The sequence below is a fragment of the Anaerocolumna sp. genome (genome assembly GCF_032079385.1).
GTDB lineage: Bacteria > Bacillota > Clostridia > Lachnospirales > Lachnospiraceae > Anaerocolumna.
This window is the reverse complement of record NZ_DAMAUC010000032.1, coordinates 1-18,338: the sequence shown is the minus strand read 5'-3', so window position 1 is coordinate 18,338 and position 18,338 is coordinate 1. Positions and strand designations below refer to the sequence as shown.

Here is an 18,338-nt window from a genome sequence, read left to right as displayed (position 1 = left end):
ATGGTCTATTTTGTGGGAGCAGGAACCGGAGCAGTAGATTTAATTACCGTAAGAGGAATGGGTTTACTAAAGAAAGCAGATGTGGTTATCTATGCAGGCTCTTTAGTAAATCCGGAGCTTCTGGAATATGTAAAAGAAGATTGCAGCATCTATAATAGTGCCAAAATGACTCTGGAAGAAGTGATAGAGGTTATACAGGGTGCGGAGCTGCATAATAAGAATACAGTGCGTCTTCATACAGGTGATCCCAGTATTTATGGAGCAGTCAGGGAGCAGATGGACCTTCTGGATGAGCTTGGGATAGCCTATGAAAGCTGTCCTGGGGTCAGCGCCTGCTTTGGAGCTGCGGCATCATTAAACTTGGAATATACACTACCGGGAATCTCACAAAGCCTGATTATTACCAGAATGGAAGGTAAGACAGCAGTTCCGGAAGAAGAAAGCATAGAAAGCCTGGCAGCCCATGGAACCACTATGGCAATTTATTTAAGCACAGGAATGCTTGGAGCATTAAGTGAAAAACTGCTTAAAGGAGCCTATCGGCGGGATACACCGGCAGCTATAGTCTATAAGGCTACCTGGCCGGAGGAAGAGACGTATCTGTGTACTATTGAAACCTTGGAGGAAACTGCAAAGGCTCATGGAATAACAAAGACTGCCATCATTCTGGTTGGAGATGCCATAGCACATCAAAATTACAGCCGTTCCAGATTATATGCTCCGGACTTTGAAACAGAATTTAGAGGAAAGAGGGTATGAAGTTAAGCATAATAAGCTTTACCTCAAGAGGACTGGCACTTTCTCTTTCAGTACAAAAAGATATGGGACAGGAGATGGAAGTCAATATTTATACAAAATATAAGAGATTGCCGGAGGTGGATAAAGCCCATGCCAAAGAGGAGGGCAATGGAAAGGCAGAGTATATTAAGGAGAATCTTCTAACATGGACCGGAGAGCAGTTTCATTCAGAGAATGCTTTGCTATTTATAGGAGCCAGCGGTATTGCCATACGTGCTATTGCACCTTTTGTAAAGGATAAATTGGAGGATCCAGCTATTTTGGTTATGGATGAGGCAGGCAGGTTTGTCATACCGGTGTTATCAGGACATTATGGTGGTGCCAATGAACTTGCAAGAAGGATAGCGGATAAGTTAGGTGCAGTGGCAGTAATCACCACAGCTACAGATGTAAACAGATTATTTGCGGTAGATGTATTTGCCAGGAAAAATAATCTTGTCATCTGTGACCGGAAGGGAATTAAAGAAGTTTCATCAGCAGTCCTTGCAGGAGAGAAGGTAACCATTGCTATTGCTGGCGACTATGATGGAAAATTACCAGAAGAACTGGCCCTGATTTCTTACCCCGCCATGGATAAGGCATCCGTTATTGTCTCTCCCTTTTTAGAAGATGGGGAGAAAACAGACCTGCAGCTTTGCCCTAAGGCTTATATCCTTGGAGTTGGATGCAGACGCGGGAAATCTCTTTCTGAGATAGAGGAAGTGATAGGAAAGGAACTGTTAAAAGCCGGAATCCGGAGAGAGTCATTGGCAGCGCTTGTCTCCATTGACCGAAAGAAAGAGGAAGTGGGTTTGCTGGAATATGCAAAAAAATACCATCTGGCTTATCAAACTTTTTCGGAGGAAGAACTAAAGAATATCCCCGGAGAATTTACTTCCTCCTCTTTCGTACAGGAACAGGTGGGTGTGGATAATGTTTGTGAGCGTGCAGCCATGGCAGCTTGTGGAGAGGGTGGAAGGCTGCTTACAAAAAAATACCCGGAGAATGGGATTACTGTAGCAATTGCAGAACGAAAATGGAGTGTGACTTTTGATGAAATATAATATTTATGTTGTAGGAATGGGTCCGGGAGCAGAAGAAATGATGACCTCTCAGGCAGTAAGGGCTTTGGAGAATAGTGAGGTTATTATTGGTTATCCGGTATACCTGAATCTGTTGGCGGAACGCTTTTCAGAGAAAGAATTCTTGTCCACACCCATGAGAAAAGAAGCAGAGCGCTGCAGAATGTGCTTTGAGGAAGCTTGTAAGGGCAGGAAGGTGGCTATGATCTGCAGCGGAGATGCAGGGGTATATGGAATGGCCTCCCTGATGTATGAGATGAATAAGGAATATCCGGATTGTAAGCTTACCATTATTCCGGGAATAACTGCAGCCAATAGCGGAGCGGCATGCCTTGGAGCACCATTAGGCCACGATTATTGTGTGATAAGCTTAAGTGATTTATTGACTCCCTGGGAAACCCTTGAGGGAAGATTACGGGCAGCGGCCACAGGCGATTTCTGTATTGCCATTTATAATCCTTCCAGCCATAAGAGAGCGGATTATTTAAGAAAAGCCTGTGATATTTTACTGGAGCAGCTTGAGGAAAGCAGAATGTGCGGATATGTGGAGAATATAGGACGGGAAGGAACAAGAACCGTTACCTGTACACTAAAGGAGTTAAGAGAAGCGCAGGTTAATATGTTTACAACCGTATATATTGGTAATTCCCAGACAGAGCTTCTGGAAGGGAAATTAGTTGCAAAAAGGGGATATCAGCTATGAAACAGATACTGATTTTTTCAGGAACAACGGAAGGGCGGAGCTTGGCAGAATATTTATGCAGAAGGGGCCTTCGTTGTACGGTTTGTGTGGCTACGGAATATGGAGAACAGGTTATGAATAAGCTGGAGGACCTTACGGTTCGACAGGGCAGGATGACCGGGGAAGAAATGAAGCTTTATATAGAAGAGGGGGATTTCTTGGGAGTAGTGGATGCCACTCACCCCTTTGCAACGGTTGTCTCGGATAATATTGTGGAGAGTATGAAGGATAGCCATCTTCCTTATTTCCGTCTAAAGAGAGATACAAATAACGGACTGAAAGAGGGGGAAAATATTCAGTTTTTTGAGGACAATGAAACCTGCGCTGCAGCTTTGGAGGGTTTGGAGGGAAATATCCTTTTGACTACCGGGAGCAAAGAATTGGCGGTATACAGCAGATCCGATAAGCTTCGTCCACGGCTTTATGTAAGAGTCTTGCCGGGACTGGAAAGCATTACTCTGTGCCATGAGAATGGAATTACAGGAAAGCAGATACTTGCCATGCAGGGACCTTTCTCCGTGGAACTAAATGAAGCCATTATAAGGCAATATGATATTCGATGCATGGTTACCAAGGAAAGCGGAAATAATGGGGGCTTTTTAGAAAAGATGCAGGCTGCCCAAAATACCGGAATCAAGGCAATGGTAATCGGAAATCCGGAGAAGAAAGAGGGATATACTTTTCGGGAAGTCTGCAATGAATTGGAGAAGCTCACTGGAATTAAGCTGGAACAGGAATGCAATATGGATATTTCACTGGTAGGCATGGGAATGGGAGCTCCGGCACTATTAACCATAGAGGCTAAGGAGCAGATTAAGGAGGCGGGTATAATTTTTGGTGCAGAACGGCTTTTGGAAGGCATTCCATCCAATGTTGAAAAACTGCCCTATTACATGGCAAAGGATATTATACCAAATTTAATTGTGCGGTCTCCAAAGCATGGATATCATGAAAAGTTGAAAGTTGCCATATTGTTTTCCGGGGACACCGGATTTTACAGCGGAGCCGGAAAACTTTATGAAGAACTGCAAAATGAGATTAAAGCCGGAAAATTAACCGGGGAAGTAAGAATCTACCCAGGAATCTCCTGTGTATCCTACCTGGCAGCAAAGCTGGGATGCAGCTGGCAAGATTCAGAAATTTTAAGTATTCATGGAAGGGCTGCTAATATCTTAGAAGCAGTGAAAACAAATGAAAGGACATTTCTTCTAGTCTCCGGGTTAGAGGATATGAAAGCACTTGGTTCCATGCTTATGAAGGCAGGTATGGAAGAGGTAAAAGTCTCTGTGGGATATCAACTATCTTATCCGGAAGAACAGATTATGATATTGTCACCGGCGGATTGTCTTACCCTTGAGGCGGAAGGACTTTATGTCTGCCTGCTGGAGAATTACAACTGGAAAAACAGAATCCTTACTCATGGGTTGTCAGATGAAGCCTTTCTCAGAGATAAGGTTCCTATGACCAAGGAAGAGATAAGGGAAATATCCATATGCAAGCTTCAATTATATGGCGATGGGGTTCTTTATGACATCGGAAGCGGAACAGGCTCTATAGCGGTGGAGTGTGCCAGGCTGTCAGAATGCCTGCAGGTATATGCAATTGATAAGAAGAGGGAAGCTGTTTGCTTAACTAAAGAGAACCGGTCGCAGTTTAACCTTAACAATATAACTGTAATTGAAGGAGAAGCTCCGGAGGCATTTAATGGACTTCCTGCTCCCACTCATGCTTTCCTTGGTGGAAGCAGCGGAAACATGAAGGGTATTCTTGAGAAACTTTATGAAATAAATCCCCGGCTGCGTGTGGTTATCAATGCTATAACTTTGGAAACGATCAGTGAAGTTACAGCTCTTCTAAGTGTTCTACCGATAGAAAATCAGGAGATTGTACAGGTTCAGGTGAGCAGAGCCAAAACTTTGGGAAGATATCATTTGCTGCAGGGGGAGAACCCCGTTTATATCATCTCCTTTGACTTTAAAGTTTATAGGGAAGGAGTGGAAGGTTGAAAGAATTTCATTCTTTCAAAGTGAAATTACTTTCAACATGAGATTTGTGCTACGCACGAAGTCTCCAGATTTTGAAAGGAGAATGGTTATAAAAATGAAGGTACCAAGAATTATGATCGCGGCGGTAAGCAGCGGAAGCGGTAAAACATTCCTTACCTGCTCTTTATTACAGGCTTTGGTGGATTTAGAAAAGAAGGTAGCTGCCTTTAAATGTGGACCAGACTATATTGATCCTATGTTCCATCAGAAGGTGATTGGTGTGCCCTCTAAGAATCTGGACACTTATTTTACCGGTGAGAATGTAACAAAGTACCTGCTTTTAGAGGGGGCAAAAGAAAAAAACATCTCAATTATTGAAGGGGCAATGGGGTTGTATGACGGTCTGGGAGGAATAAAGGAAGAAGCTTCCTCTTATCACCTGGCTAAGGTTACAAAGACACCTATTATTCTGGTTATAGACGGACATGGCATGGGAAGGTCAGTCATTCCGCTGATAAGTGGTTTTCTGCAATATGATAGGTCACAACTGATTTGCGGAGTGATTTTAAATAACATTACAGGGATGTTTTATGAGACCTTAAAGCCGGAACTGGAAGCTCAGATACCCGTTCCTGTTCTGGGGTATTTCCCCAAGCAAAAGGATATTCATCTGGAGAGCAGACATCTTGGGCTTCAGATGCCCCACGAGATAGCAGACCTTAAGAAACAGGTAAAAAAATCAGCTGATATTATTAAGACTACAGTCAGTATTGACAAAATAATGGCACTTGCTTTACAAGCAGTAGATTTGGAAGCGGAGGAGGTTTTAATTACCCCGGAGGAGAAGAATATACGAATCGGAGTAGCAAGAGATGAAGCCTTTTGTTTTTATTATGAAGACAATTTAAAGCTTCTTCAAAAATTCGGTGCCGAGTTGATTTACTTCTCACCCTTAAGGGATTCAAAGCTTCCCGATCATGTCCATGGCATTCTTTTAGGAGGTGGATATCCGGAGCTTTACGCAAAGGAATTATCAGAAAACAACCAGATGAAAGCAAGTGTGAAAGAAGCTATTGATAATGGTATGCCTTCCATAGCGGAATGTGGCGGCTTTATGTATCTTCATGAAACCATGGAGGATATGGAGGAAAGAGCTTATTCCATGGTGGGGGCGGTAAGAGGCAGATGCCACTATACCGGGAAGCTGGTGCGGTTCGGTTATATCAATATTATGGAAGGAAAAGGGAATTTTCTAAGTAAAAATACCGGCATCAGAGGACATGAATTCCATTATTATGACAGCACGGTGAACGGGACCTCCTGTATCGCACAAAAACCGGTATCCGGAAAGGAATGGCAGTGTATTCATGCTGCGAAAAGCCATTGGTGGGGTTTTCCGCACCTATATTACTATTCAAATCCTGGTTATGTAAAGTATTATTTGGAGAGGGCGCTGGAATATGGGAAAGTCTTATGAACAAAAATCCATTGATTATTATTCATACATTTCCAAGTTAGGAAATTGGAATACGGTTTATAAGGTGATCTTTTCTGTGGGAGCTTTAATAACGGTAATAGGGGCAGATTCCATTGGGATTTCCCTGGCAACTATACTGTTCATGATGATTCTCAGCGTTGGAGTGGGGAAAATACCCGGGAAAGCTTACTTAAGGCTTATGAGAATACCAGTTACCTTCCTTTTGATGGGAGCAGTGGCGATTATGGTGCAAATTGGAAGTGGACATAACAGTGTATTTTATATCAGCTTTTTTCAAACCAAGCTGTATATTACAAGGGATAGCCTTTCACTGGCAGGTAATGTGACCTTAAAAGCCCTTGCAGCTATTAGTGCCTTCTATATGCTGACACTTTCCACACCTATGGGAGAAATTATATCTGTGCTTAGAAGAATTCATGTGCCCGGTTTGGTACTGGAATTGATGCATCTAATCTACCGGTATATTTTCATCTTGTCAGAGACCAATCAGAAACAAAAAGATGCAGCAAGATCAAGACTTGGATATTGTGATTTGAAGACTTCTTTTCACACCTTTAGCAGCGAGATGGCCAATCTGTTAGTATTATCCATGAAAAAGGCTGATATGTATTACGATGCCATGGAAGCAAGAGGCTATGATGGAACCGGGAGGTTTTGGGAAGAAACAAAGGTACTAACAGGGAAGCAGCTGATGTACGGGGTATTCTATATCCTATTACTTATACTGGTTTTTATAATCCTACGGAGGAATGGCTAAATGAAGGAAAAAATTCTGGAGGTAAACCATTTGATGTTTGCCTATGATAGGAATCATCAGACATTAAAGGATATTAGTATTGCAATCTATCAACAGGAAAAGATTGCGGTTCTGGGTGCCAATGGAGCCGGTAAGACTACCTTTTTCCTGAACTTAAATGGTGTCAGAGAACCTACATCAGGAGAGATCCGGTATCGTGGTGAATTAATTGACAGGAAAAATATAAATAAGTTAAGGAGAAATGTAGGTATCGTCTTTCAGGATGCCGATAGCCAGATCATCGCTTCCACAGTAAAGGCAGAGGTAGCCTTTGGTCCAATGAATATGAAGCTTCCAAGAGCTGAGGTTGAGGAAAAAACCATGGCGGCCATAAGGGAAATGAACCTTGAGGACTATACCGCACGGCCGCCCCATTATCTTAGCGGCGGAGAGAAAAAAAGGGTCAGTATAGCGGATATTCTGGCCATGGATTCTGAAATTATGATATTTGACGAACCCACCGCATCCCTGGATCCGGTGAATGCTCAGGTACTGGAAGAAATACTGGATAAAATTGAGGAGAAAGGTAAGACAATTCTTCTTTCAACACATGATGTAGATTTTGCCTATCGTTTTGCAAAGCGGATTCTGGTTTTCTGTGATGGGCAGCTGATTGGTGACGGAACGGCGCAGGAAATATTTGAGGATGAAGATTTATTAAAAAAAGCAAATTTAAAAAAGCCTGTTTTCATGGAGTTATATGACTTGCTTAAGGATAGGGGAAAGATCAAAGAAACAACAGAGTATCCAAAAAAAATATCAGATTTTGCTTTGCTTTTATAAAGAAAGGTAACAACGAGTCGTTGTTCCGAATAAATCAATAAAGAAAGGTATTAGGTTGAAAAAATTTTCAACCGGCAATTTGTGTATAGCACAAAATTGTTATCAATATTAAAAGGTGTTAAAGCACCGGAAATGAGGTTAATATGTCTACAAAACAGAAAAAGATGATTTTTGCACTGGCAGTCCTATCGGTAATCATGGGCTTTGTCCCTAAAGCCTATGGAATGCACATTATGGAGGGGTATCTTTCACCGAAATACTGTATTGCCTGGGGAGTTTTAAGTATTCCATTTTTAGTGGCAGGATATTTATCTATTAAAAAGAAACTAAAAGAGAATAGAAAAAATATTACTTTGCTTGCAATGTCAGGAGCGTTTATCTTCTTGATATCTTCCCTGAAGATCCCATCTGTGACAGGAAGCTGCTCCCATATGACAGGAACCGGGCTAGGAGCAATTTTATTTGGACCGACGGCGGTTAGTATTCTGGGAATTATTGTATTGCTATTTCAGGCAATTCTCCTTGCCCATGGGGGACTGACCTCACTGGGTGCCAATACTTTTTCCATGGCAATTGCCGGCCCGCTACTTAGTTTTGGTATATTCAAACTTTGTAAAAAACTAAAAGTCAATCCCATGGTAAGTGTTTTTTTAGCGGCTTTTTTTGGAGATATCTTTACATATTGTATTACAAGCTTCCAGCTTGCTATAGCCTACCCTTCTGAAGAAGGCGGAGTAATAGCCTCCGTTGGAAAGTTCTTAGGAGTTTTTGCACCAACACAGCTTCCACTTGCGGTTCTGGAAGGAATTCTTACTGTTTTAATCATGATTGCATTAAAAACATATGCAAGTCAGGAACTTAAGCTGGTTAATCTAAATATGGAGGAAAACTAATATGAATAAGACAAAAAGAACAGTTATCCTATTAATTATTGCAGCTATATTGATAGCACTAATACCTCTTTTCGCACTAAAAGGTGCGGAGTTTGGCGGCTCTGACGATGCCGGAAGTGTTATGATTGAGGAGATTAGCGGAAGCTATGAACCATGGTTTACACCAGTTTTGGAGACCATGATTAAGGGAGAGCTTCCGGGCGAAGTAGAAAGTCTCTTCTTCTGCCTTCAGACAGGAGTTGGAGTTGGTATTCTGGCTTTTTGTATTGGACGTTTTGTGGAACGCAAGAAGTGGACAAATTCGAAGGAAACAATATAAGTTATAATAATGTTCTCATGTATTTGGAGACGACTCACCAAGGGAATTGTTATGCAATTCCCTTTGCAAATATTGTTCTGATGCCCTAGTTAGTGGGTTATCGGCAGCATGGAGGATTATATGAAACAGGGAATTCTGATTGTAAGTTTTGGAACCACACATAAGGACACCAGAGAGAAGAATATTGAAAAGCTGGCAGAAACGGTTCGGGAAAATTTCCCGGACTGGAATATCTATCAGGCTTATTCCAGTGGTATTGTAAGAAATATTTTAAGAAAAAGAGATAACATGATTGTCCTTGATATAAGAGAGGCATTAGAACGGATGAAGCAGGAGGGGATTACCCATGCGCTGGTGCTGCCCACACATATCATAGATGGCATTGAGAATAACAAAATGAAGCAAACCGTGGAAAGCTACAGAGAGTTTTTTACTGATATAAAAATAGCACATGCACTCCTTGAAAATGAGGAGGATTGTGAGTATACGGCAAAAGCTTTCTGGAAGGAAATAGAGAAGACAGCGGGAGATAAACCTGTTATACTTATGGGGCACGGATCTTCTCACAAAGCAGACAGATTTTATGCTATGGTTGAGAAGGAGATGCGGAGCTATTCAGGAAAGGAAATCTATATAGCAACGGTGGAAGGCGCAATTACCATTGAGGATGTAATAGAGGGATTGAATGCATCCCAAAGGGAAAAAGGTTCCGTGCTGCTGCTCCCCTTTATGTTGGTGGCAGGAGACCATGCCGTAAATGATATGGCCGGGGAGGAGGATTCCTTTGCTTCAAAATTAAGAAATGAGGGTTATGAGCCGAAATGTATTTTAAGGGGAATTGGGGAATATGACGGGATACGTGATCTTTACATTAAACATTTAAGAGAGGCAAGTACGCTGCTGGATATCAATACTTAATCCAAGATTGATAATTTGCAGAGGAATAGAATTAGGATATATGAAAAAAATTTTGAAAATAACAGTACTGATATTTAGTCTTTGTCTTCTGGCAGGGTGCAATAAACAGGATAAAAGTCCAGCTGATACATCGGAAGAGGGAACGACCTTTACCGACAACCTTGGATACAACGTAATCATAAATCATCCTCAAAAAACAGCGGTGTTATCCGGAAGCTATGCAGACGCATGGCAGCTGGCTGGAGGGGCAATAACAGCTGCTACAGAGGATGCTATGGATATACTTTTGTCTCCGGAAGAAGTAGTGAGTCTTGGAAAATTAAACACCCCTAATATAGAGAAAATGATTGGCGAGAACATTGACTTTGCAATTATGTCCAGTGGGATTGCCGAGCAGGTTGGAATACGTGATACCCTGGAGGCGGCAGGTATTAAGACAGCCTACTTTAAGGTAGAAACCTTTGAGGATTATGCAGCCATGATGAAAATCTTTACAGACATTACCGGGAATAAAGATTCTTATCAAACAAATGTGGAAGATGTACGCTCTGAGATAACTGCACAGATTGCCAGAGCAGATGGAAGCAGTCCCACCATATTATTCCTAAGAGCATATTCCACCGGCGTAAAAGCACAGGGAAGCGATACAATGACAGGTCAGATGCTAAAGGAATTAGGCTGTGTAAATATTGCAGACAGTGAGGATAGTTTATTAAAGGATTTGAACATGGAAGCAATTATTGCGGCAGATCCGGATTATATATTTGTAACTACCATGGGAGAATCCAAGGAGGCCGCTCTAAAGATGGTGGATGAGTTATTAATATCCAATCCTGCCTGGAGTGGACTTACGGCAGTAAAGGAAAACCGTTACCATGTATTACCTAAGGAACTATTTCACATGAAACCGAACAATCGCTGGGGAGAGAGCTATCAGATATTAGCGGATTATTTATATGGTGAAAAGTAAACAAGAAATAAAGGCGAATAAAAGAATATGGATCATGTTGTTGTTGCTTCTGATCATGATATGTGTAGGTATATTAGGGGGAGCAGCAAAGATATCTCTTAGAGACTTCCAGGAACTAATCCTGGGGGATAGTAATACGGCAGCGGGCCGGATATTACTTTATGTCCGGCTTCCCCGGGTAGCGGGTGCCGTTATTGCCGGAGCCGGACTTGCAGTGGCGGGTGCTATTATTCAGACAATTCTGAATAATCCCCTTGCAGGACCTAATATTATTGGAGTCAATTCTGGAGCCGGATTGGCTGTGGTTCTGTGCGGACTTTTATTGCCGGGAACCTATTTCCTACTGCCGATAGCAGCCTTTATGGGAGCTTTTTTTACGGTCATATTCGTGTACTATCTGGGGAAGAAGACGGGTTCCTCCAAGATAACGCTGATACTGGCAGGTGTAGCTGTCAATAGCTTTCTGGGTGGTATTACAGATGCAGTTTATACCTTCAGTGAAGAATCTCTCATTGCAGGTAATGCGTTTAAAATCGGTGGATTAAATGGCGTTAATGTGAATATTTTAAAATATGCCGGTGTGTTTATCATTATGGCAGTCACAATTGTTCTCTTGTTTCATAATGAATTGGAGATACTGTCATTAGGAGAGGAGACCGCAAAGACTCTGGGACTTCCGGTTTCTTTTTACCGTTTCCTGTTTCTGATGCTGGCAGCGGCATTGTCAGGTGCAGCGGTGAGTTTTGCGGGGCTGTTGGGGTTTGTAGGCCTAATAGTTCCCCATATTGCCAGGATGCTGGTAGGGGAGGAATGTAAATACTTTATCCTTGCCTCTGCTTTACTTGGAGCATTGTTCTTACTAATCTGTGATTATATTGCAAGAACCTGGTTTGCACCCTATGAACTTTCTGTGGGAATTATTTTATCTTTTGTAGGGGCACCATTCTTTGTATATCTGCTATTTCGCAGCAGAAGGAGGAACCGGAATGCTTAAACTTGAGAATATTACAGCCGGCTATGGTAAGATTCCGGTAATAAAAGATATTAACTTAGAATTTGAAAAGGGCAGGATAACAACTATTATTGGACCTAATGGAAGCGGGAAAAGTACCCTTCTAAAAGCAATTGTGGATTTATGTGAAGTTTGGCAGGGGGCCATCTATCTAAAAGGAAAAAGCAGAGAGTTGATAGGTCAGAAAGAGTTTGCAAAGCAGGTTTCTTATTTGCCCCAGATTCATACCGGGGGAGCCATTACGGTTGGAAGAATGGTACTGCATGGCAGATTCCCATACCTTTCTTACCCAAGACATTACCGCAGAGAGGATTATGAGTGCTGCACGAGGGCGATGGAAAGAACGGGAATCTTATCTTTGCGGGATAAGAAAGTGGAAGAACTATCAGGAGGACAGAGACAGAAAGTTTATCTGGCTATGGCGTTAGCCGGAGAGACGGAGTTATTTCTCTTTGATGAACCTACCACTTATCTTGATATTAACTATCAGCTGGAGTTGCTGCAGATTATAGAGCAGCTAAAGGGGCAAGGTAAAACAATAATAACGGTATTACATGATTTGGACTTCGCTCTGCGTATATCAGATACCATAATCGTTATGAAACAAGGACTGATTGCTAAAGCAGGTACCCCGGAAGAAGTTCTAAAGAGCGGCATTATAGACGAAATTTTTAAAATTAAGGTTAAAAGTTTTCTTGATAACGAAGGAATGAAGCACTTTTATTATGAACAGAAAGACCAGGTTGAAAATACAAGTTTTTTAACCGGCAACTTAAAAAGTACTTAGCATTAAAGTTGAGATTCGATTGTAAAACAAGTTTTCAACCGACCGCTGTTGTTATTAAAAAGCGTTCAGGCGCTGGAATTGAGGTTTAAATGAGTAATATTCTATATGGAGTCGGAGTAGGTCCGGGAGATCCTGAATTATTGACTTTAAAGGCATTAAGATGCATTAAGGAAAGTGATGTAATCGTTCTTCCTACTGAGACGAAAGAGGAATGCTATGCATATCATATAGTTGAAAAAGTATATCCACAGATTGAGAAAAAAGAAATTGTATGTATGCCTTTTCCCATGATTAAAGATAAAGAGAAACTTAAAAAGGTTCATAATGAAATATATAAACAGATAGCAAAAATTTTAGCTAAAAATAAAACGGTTGCATTTCTTGTAATAGGAGATCCTTCTATATATTCCACCTACAGCTATATTCATTCCAAAGTGATAGAGAATAAGGGCACCGCGATTATGATTAATGGAATTCCCTCCTTTTGCGCAGTTGCGGCAGCACTTGGCATTTCTTTAGGAGATAATAGAGACGAAATACATATTATACCTGGCTCCTATGATGTAGGTCATACTTTGGAGCTGGAGGGAACAAAAATCTATATGAAGTCGGGAAAAAAGCTGGAAGAATTAAAGAAGGCTATACTGGATTATAAGGATTTAGATTGTTTGGAGGTTTATGCTGTATCAAATTGCGGAATGAAAGATGAAGCAATCAGTATTGGGGTGAATAATCTGGATACGGAAAGCAGTTATTTGACTATCGTTATTGTGAAAGAAAAAGTTTGAAAGGAACAGCTATATATGGAGAATTCATATCGTTTTTTTGAAAACAGGGACTGTAAGTATTTTCCGTGCCATAAGGGACTTGAGAACTTTAACTGCCTTTTCTGCTATTGTCCTTTTTACACAAGAGTAAATTGCCCGGGAAAACCGGAGTACAAGGAATATGACGGTAAGGTAATTAAAGTTTGTACTAATTGTACATTCCCACATCGACCGGAAAACTATGATGTCATTATAAAGTTACTAAAGGAATAATAATTATTATTATATTAAAAAGGCAATGTTCTTCTTTACTGAAAACATAGCCTTTTTTCTATATGTTGTTCTCTTACAAAATTAAAAATCATTGCTTTCAGTGGGCTAAATGAATACAATGTAATTAATCCCAATAGAGAAGATGCCGAAAGATTTTTTGTGTCATTTTTCTGCTCAGTGTATATTTAATGGGCTATTTTAGAAGTTTTAGTACCTCGCTTATTTGTGCATCAATTGAGAGGACATGCTTTTATGAAAACAATATACTATTACTAAGGAGTTGACTGTATGGAATGGATTGAAAGGTTAAATAGGGCGATTGGTTATATTGAAGAACATATTAGTGAGAAAATAGATTATGACCAGATTGCAAAAGTAGCATGCTGTTCAACATATCATTTTCAGAGAATGTTTGCTTATATGGCAAATGTCTCTCTTTCTGAATATATCCGCCGCAGGCGAATGTCCTTGGCAGCTGCGGATTTACAATGCGGAGATGAAAAGGTCGTCGATGTTGCATTAAAATATGGGTATTCATCTCCCACAGCTTTTAACAGAGCGTTTCAAAGTGTGCATGGAATTGCACCCTCTCTTGTAAAAGAGAAAGGCGTATCCTTAAGAGCCTATCCACCTATCAGCTTCAAAATAATAATTAAAGGAGCAGATGAAATGAACTACAGAATTGAAAAGAAAGAAGCATTCCGTATTATAGGAATTGCACAGCCCCTTCACCATGAAATAGAAAAGAACTTTGAGATTGTACCCCAAATGTGGCAGAAGGCTGCTATGGATGGAACAATACCTAAATTAGCTTCCATGATGGAAGGGGAACCTATGGGCGTGTTAGGTGTAAGTGTCTGCAATGATCTTGAAGAATGGAAGTATTTTATTGCTGTTGCAAGTGCAAAAGGAATAGAGAATCAGGGGCTGCAGGAATATATGATTTCTCCTTTTACATGGGCAGTATTCCCGGGAGAAGGTCAATGCCCTCAGGCTATACAAGAGTTAGAGCAGCGGATTATAACAGAATGGCTTCCAACCTCCGGTTACGAGTATGATAATGGGCCGGATATAGAAGTTTATCTTAATCAAGAACCAAAAAATTCCAGGTTTGAGGTATGGATTCCTGTAAGAAAGAAGAATTAACCTTACAAAAATGTTAGTTTATTGTAAGTTTAAGCTATGGCACAATAATACTCCTGTGATACAATATAATTATATTATGTTGAAAGGAGTATGGAATATGAAAAAAATATTGAAATCTATGTTACTTGTATGTTTTCTTATTTTTCTTTCTATTTTTACAATAAAGGTTTATCCAGTTGTTCGAAGTGGATATGATATGTATCGCAATTCAAAGAAAACTGTTAATCTGGATAAAACCATAGCGGAAGTCCAAAGTCGTGATAATTACGTTAAACTTGATGAGGTTTCCGAAGAATTTATAAAAGATTTAATCAAGTCAGAGGACAAAAGATTCTACAGCCACAGCGGTTTTGATCTCATTGCAACAACAAGGGCAATGTTTAATAATATTAAGCTTGGATACTTTGCTCAAGGTGGGAGCACCATAACCCAGCAGCTTGCAAAAAATATATATTTTTCATTTGAAAAGAGATTAGAACGAAAAGTAGCGGAACTTTTTGCCGCCCGTGATATTGAACGGCATTTAACAAAAGATCAGATACTGGAACTATATATAAATATTATTTACTTTGGGGAAGGCTGCTATGGAATAAAGGAAGCTTCTTATCATTATTACGGTGTTTCTCCCAGTGATCTAACATCGGAGCAGGTTGCCGCACTTGTCTGGACTATTAAGAGTCCAAACAATTATAATCCAAATATTCTCTCCGCTATGTCTGCAAATGGAATTTAGCTATATATAATCGATGCTTTTTGCCTAATACCTGGCGATTTATAAAGAATCGAAGCATTCATGACCAGTTTAAGTCATAAGACATGGAATGTGATTCTATACTGTTTCATCATCTGCTTAAGTGTAATAAGGGCATATAGAGTCAGCTTTTAAATATCTATAAAATCAATCAAAGCATTCATAGCCGGAGTAAGTGCTTTCCCCCTGTGACATATTAGTTGTTCCCATACAGTAACCGGAAAGTTCGGGTTGGAAATTGGAAGAATTAATTTTTCATTTAGTTCTTTTGTCACCACAAATTCAGGGATAAATCCAATTCCGAAAGAATTTAAAATAAGTTCCTTTATTACCTGTACATTTCCGATTTCATATGTGGGAATGATATATTCATCAAGTTCTGCTATTATATGGTCTAAATACTTTCTATAACTGATATTTTCCTCTGTAAGATAGACGGGATACTGCTTTATATCAGATATAGTAACATTGGTTTTATCGGCAAGGGGGTGCCTGGAGGAGATATAAAAATTAGCTTTGACAGGAGCTTCTTTTAATATAACAATATCAGGACGCTGTATTTTTAAATCCAAAGTGCATACCATATCTACTTCATTATGGTTCAGTAAAGTGAACATATCCGATGTGACCCCGGTTTTTATTACTATTTTTACATTAGAATAATCTTTTTGGAAACCGGAAAGTATTTTGGGAAATAGGGAGGTACAGATGGAATCGGCCATTGCAATTCGAATGGTACCGGATACATCATCGGTACAGCCATTTAACTGTACATTTAATTCTTCAGTTAAAAGCTGTATGTTTTGAGTATATTGTAAAAATATTACGCCATTAGCAGTAAGGGCAATTTTATGCCCGATGCGGTCGAACAGCAAATGTCCTAATTCTTTTTCTAAATTAGTAATTTGTGTAGAGACAGCTGACTGTGAATAACCAAGTTCCGAAGCAGCTAAGGAAAAACTTTTTAATTCTGCAACTTTGATAAATGTTTGTATATTCTTAAAATCCATTTTTTCCTCCTGGCAATATCAAAAATATTGATGATATTATCTATATTATCAATTATATTTATTCTAACTGTTATGGTATAGTAATGGGTGAAGAAATTCAATACTAAAATACTTAGAGGTTAGATATATGAAAAAGAAGAAGGAAGCAAAGATAAACAAAAATGGGACATTTGACAGCAAATGGGGGTTCATATTCGCATGTGTTGGATCAGCAGTAGGATTGGGGAATATATGGCTTTTCCCTTATCGCCTGGGACAATATGGAGGAGCAGCATTCTTAATTCCGTACCTGCTTTTCGTTTTTCTGTTTGGCTATGTTGGTCTATCGGCTGAATTTGCAATAGGCAGGAAAGCTCAAACCGGAACATTGGGAGCCTATGAAGTTTGCTGGAAGAATTCAAAGCATGCCAAGGCAGGAAAGGCATTAGGATGGATCCCGCTAGTGGGTTCTCTTGGAATTGCAACAGGCTATGCAATTATAATAGGCTGGGTATTAAGATCCTTATTCGGCTCTGCAACAGGAGCTTTATTTAAAGTTTCCAGCGGGGACTATTTCTCAAAGGCAACAGGTGATTTTGGAAGTGTCATATGGCATATTGCAATTTTAGGAATTACGGTTCTTATTTTATTTACAGATTCCGTTGCAAGAATCGAAAAAGTCAGTAAAGTATTAATGCCCGCTTTTTATTTACTTTTTGCTTTTTTGGCAATACGGGTGCTATTTCTATCAGGCTCCGGAGAGGGTTATAAATTTCTCTTCATTCCAAAATGGGAGTCTCTATTACATATTAATACATGGATTATGGCAATGGGCCAGGCATTCTTTTCCCTGTCCATCACAGGATCTGGTATGATTGTCTATGGAGCTTATCTTGGGAAAAAAGAAGACATAGTAAATGGTTCCATGCAAACGTCCATATTTGATACCTTAGCAGCTCTATTATCTGCACTTGTAATAATGCCGGCTGTATTTTCATTTGGAATTGAACCAACAGCAGGGCCTTCACTTATGTTTTTGGTAATGCCTGATATTTTTAGGAAAATTGCATTTGGCAGAATATTTGCATGTATTTTCTTCCTTTCAGTGCTTTTAGCAGGCATTACTTCTCTAATTAATATGTTTGAAGCCGTTATTGAAAGCTTACAGTATAAATGCAAGATTTCCAGAAATGTGGCGGCCCTGATTAGCATATCAATTTCATTTATTGTAGGTGTATTCCTGGAAAATGAGTTAAATGTGGGGAAATTTATGGACTTCATTACAATTTTTGTTGTACCTTTCGGTGCAGTATTTGGAGCAATATCAATTTACTTCATTTTAGGAAAAAATAAGATTGAAGAAGAATTAAACTGCGGAAGAAAGAAAAAATTACCCAAGGCATATTCAATAATAGCCCGATACGTGTATGTACCCATAACGATTTTAATTTTCATTCTAGGCATTATATATAAAGGAATAGGATAACCCAAAAGACGATAGACTTCATAAATAAATTTATCGCAGTAGGACGCTTTGCCTGAGGGGGTTGTAGAGAACCCAGAAAGTGTTACTGGGGCTTTCATAATGACTTAATTTATGTTTTGTTAGGATAACATGGTGTATAGGATAAATTTTGCTACCGCAGATGCTTTGCATCTGTTACCCTCGTGCGGCATGGCCTTTGTAGAGCCTCAAAGCGCATGACAAGTATCGCAGAGGGCGATACTCGTCACTGAGTCTCTAGTCGGCCATAAACAGCCTTCTCGGTCGGATGACGCCAAATTTACCCTATACACCACGTTATCCTAATTTACTTTATCGAAAGTCATTACGAAAACCCAATCAACAC

General features: G+C 40.0%; 19 protein-coding genes. 18 read left to right on the top strand and 1 reads right to left on the bottom strand.

Annotation, left to right across the window (positions count from 1 at the left end):
* The 17 genes from cobM (at position 1) to RT261_RS18555 (ending at position 15,481) form a co-directional block, all read left to right on the top strand.
* Complete coding sequence (cobM, locus tag RT261_RS18635) at positions 1–759, top strand: precorrin-4 C(11)-methyltransferase (RefSeq protein WP_313134625.1); 759 nt, start codon at positions 1–3, stop codon at positions 757–759.
* Entirely contained in the window at positions 756–1,841 is a 1,086-nt protein-coding gene (locus RT261_RS18630; protein ID WP_313134624.1) for a cobalt-precorrin 5A hydrolase, read from the top strand. The genes cobM and RT261_RS18630 overlap by 4 nt, the downstream gene beginning before the upstream one ends.
* Entirely contained in the window at positions 1,831–2,562 is a 732-nt protein-coding gene (gene cobJ, locus RT261_RS18625; protein WP_313134654.1) for a precorrin-3B C(17)-methyltransferase, read from the top strand. The genes RT261_RS18630 and cobJ overlap by 11 nt, the downstream gene beginning before the upstream one ends.
* Positions 2,559–4,607, top strand: coding sequence for a precorrin-6A reductase (gene cobK, locus RT261_RS18620; RefSeq protein WP_313134623.1), 2,049 nt, complete (start codon positions 2,559–2,561; stop codon positions 4,605–4,607). The genes cobJ and cobK overlap by 4 nt, the downstream gene beginning before the upstream one ends.
* 94 nt (positions 4,608–4,701) lie before the next feature.
* Positions 4,702–6,063 (top strand): cobyrinate a,c-diamide synthase, encoded by a 1,362-nt coding sequence (locus RT261_RS18615; RefSeq protein ID WP_313134622.1) that lies wholly within the window; start codon positions 4,702–4,704, stop codon positions 6,061–6,063.
* Positions 6,047–6,841 (top strand): cobalt ECF transporter T component CbiQ, encoded by a 795-nt coding sequence (cbiQ, locus tag RT261_RS18610; protein ID WP_313134621.1) that lies wholly within the window; start codon positions 6,047–6,049, stop codon positions 6,839–6,841. Before RT261_RS18615 ends, cbiQ begins: the two co-directional genes overlap by 17 nt.
* A complete protein-coding gene (locus RT261_RS18605) occupies positions 6,842–7,663 on the top strand; it encodes an energy-coupling factor ABC transporter ATP-binding protein (RefSeq protein WP_313134620.1) in 822 nt (273 codons plus the stop codon).
* Positions 7,664–7,806: 143 nt separating this feature from the next.
* Positions 7,807–8,556 carry an energy-coupling factor ABC transporter permease gene (locus tag RT261_RS18600; protein ID WP_313134619.1) on the top strand — a complete coding sequence of 250 codons (750 nt, stop codon included), beginning with the start codon at positions 7,807–7,809 and terminating at the stop codon, positions 8,554–8,556.
* A 1-nt stretch (position 8,557) separates the two neighbouring features.
* Positions 8,558–8,875: an energy-coupling factor ABC transporter substrate-binding protein gene (locus RT261_RS18595; protein ID WP_313134618.1), complete on the top strand. Its 318-nt coding sequence runs from the start codon at positions 8,558–8,560 to the stop codon at positions 8,873–8,875.
* Between the two features lie 120 nt (positions 8,876–8,995).
* Positions 8,996–9,793 (top strand): sirohydrochlorin cobaltochelatase, encoded by a 798-nt coding sequence (locus tag RT261_RS18590; RefSeq protein ID WP_313134617.1) that lies wholly within the window; start codon positions 8,996–8,998, stop codon positions 9,791–9,793.
* Positions 9,794–9,833: 40 nt separating this feature from the next.
* Positions 9,834–10,763 (top strand): ABC transporter substrate-binding protein, encoded by a 930-nt coding sequence (locus tag RT261_RS18585; RefSeq protein ID WP_313134616.1) that lies wholly within the window; start codon positions 9,834–9,836, stop codon positions 10,761–10,763.
* On the top strand, positions 10,753–11,757 hold the full coding sequence (locus RT261_RS18580) for a FecCD family ABC transporter permease (protein WP_313134615.1): 1,005 nt from the start codon (positions 10,753–10,755) through the stop codon (positions 11,755–11,757). Before RT261_RS18585 ends, RT261_RS18580 begins: the two co-directional genes overlap by 11 nt.
* Entirely contained in the window at positions 11,750–12,562 is an 813-nt protein-coding gene (locus RT261_RS18575; protein ID WP_313134614.1) for an ABC transporter ATP-binding protein, read from the top strand. The genes RT261_RS18580 and RT261_RS18575 overlap by 8 nt, the downstream gene beginning before the upstream one ends.
* 89 nt (positions 12,563–12,651) lie before the next feature.
* Positions 12,652–13,350, top strand: coding sequence for a precorrin-2 C(20)-methyltransferase (cobI, locus tag RT261_RS18570; RefSeq protein WP_313134613.1), 699 nt, complete (start codon positions 12,652–12,654; stop codon positions 13,348–13,350).
* A 15-nt stretch (positions 13,351–13,365) separates the two neighbouring features.
* Complete coding sequence (locus RT261_RS18565) at positions 13,366–13,602, top strand: cysteine-rich small domain-containing protein (RefSeq protein ID WP_313134612.1); 237 nt, start codon at positions 13,366–13,368, stop codon at positions 13,600–13,602.
* 288 nt (positions 13,603–13,890) lie between these two features.
* Positions 13,891–14,748 carry an AraC family transcriptional regulator gene (locus tag RT261_RS18560; RefSeq protein ID WP_313134611.1) on the top strand — a complete coding sequence of 286 codons (858 nt, stop codon included), beginning with the start codon at positions 13,891–13,893 and terminating at the stop codon, positions 14,746–14,748.
* Positions 14,749–14,845: 97 nt separating this feature from the next.
* A complete protein-coding gene (locus tag RT261_RS18555) occupies positions 14,846–15,481 on the top strand; it encodes a biosynthetic peptidoglycan transglycosylase (protein ID WP_313134610.1) in 636 nt (211 codons plus the stop codon).
* A gap of 149 nt (positions 15,482–15,630) precedes the next feature.
* Here RT261_RS18555 and RT261_RS18550 read toward each other — a convergent pair whose 3' ends face one another.
* Complete coding sequence (locus tag RT261_RS18550) at positions 15,631–16,509, bottom strand: LysR family transcriptional regulator (protein ID WP_313134609.1); 879 nt, start codon at positions 16,507–16,509, stop codon at positions 15,631–15,633.
* Between the two features lie 127 nt (positions 16,510–16,636).
* Between RT261_RS18550 and RT261_RS18545 the strand changes: the two genes are divergently transcribed.
* Positions 16,637–17,974 carry a sodium-dependent transporter gene (locus RT261_RS18545; RefSeq protein ID WP_313134608.1) on the top strand — a complete coding sequence of 446 codons (1,338 nt, stop codon included), beginning with the start codon at positions 16,637–16,639 and terminating at the stop codon, positions 17,972–17,974.
* The last annotated feature ends 364 nt before the right edge of the window (positions 17,975–18,338 follow it).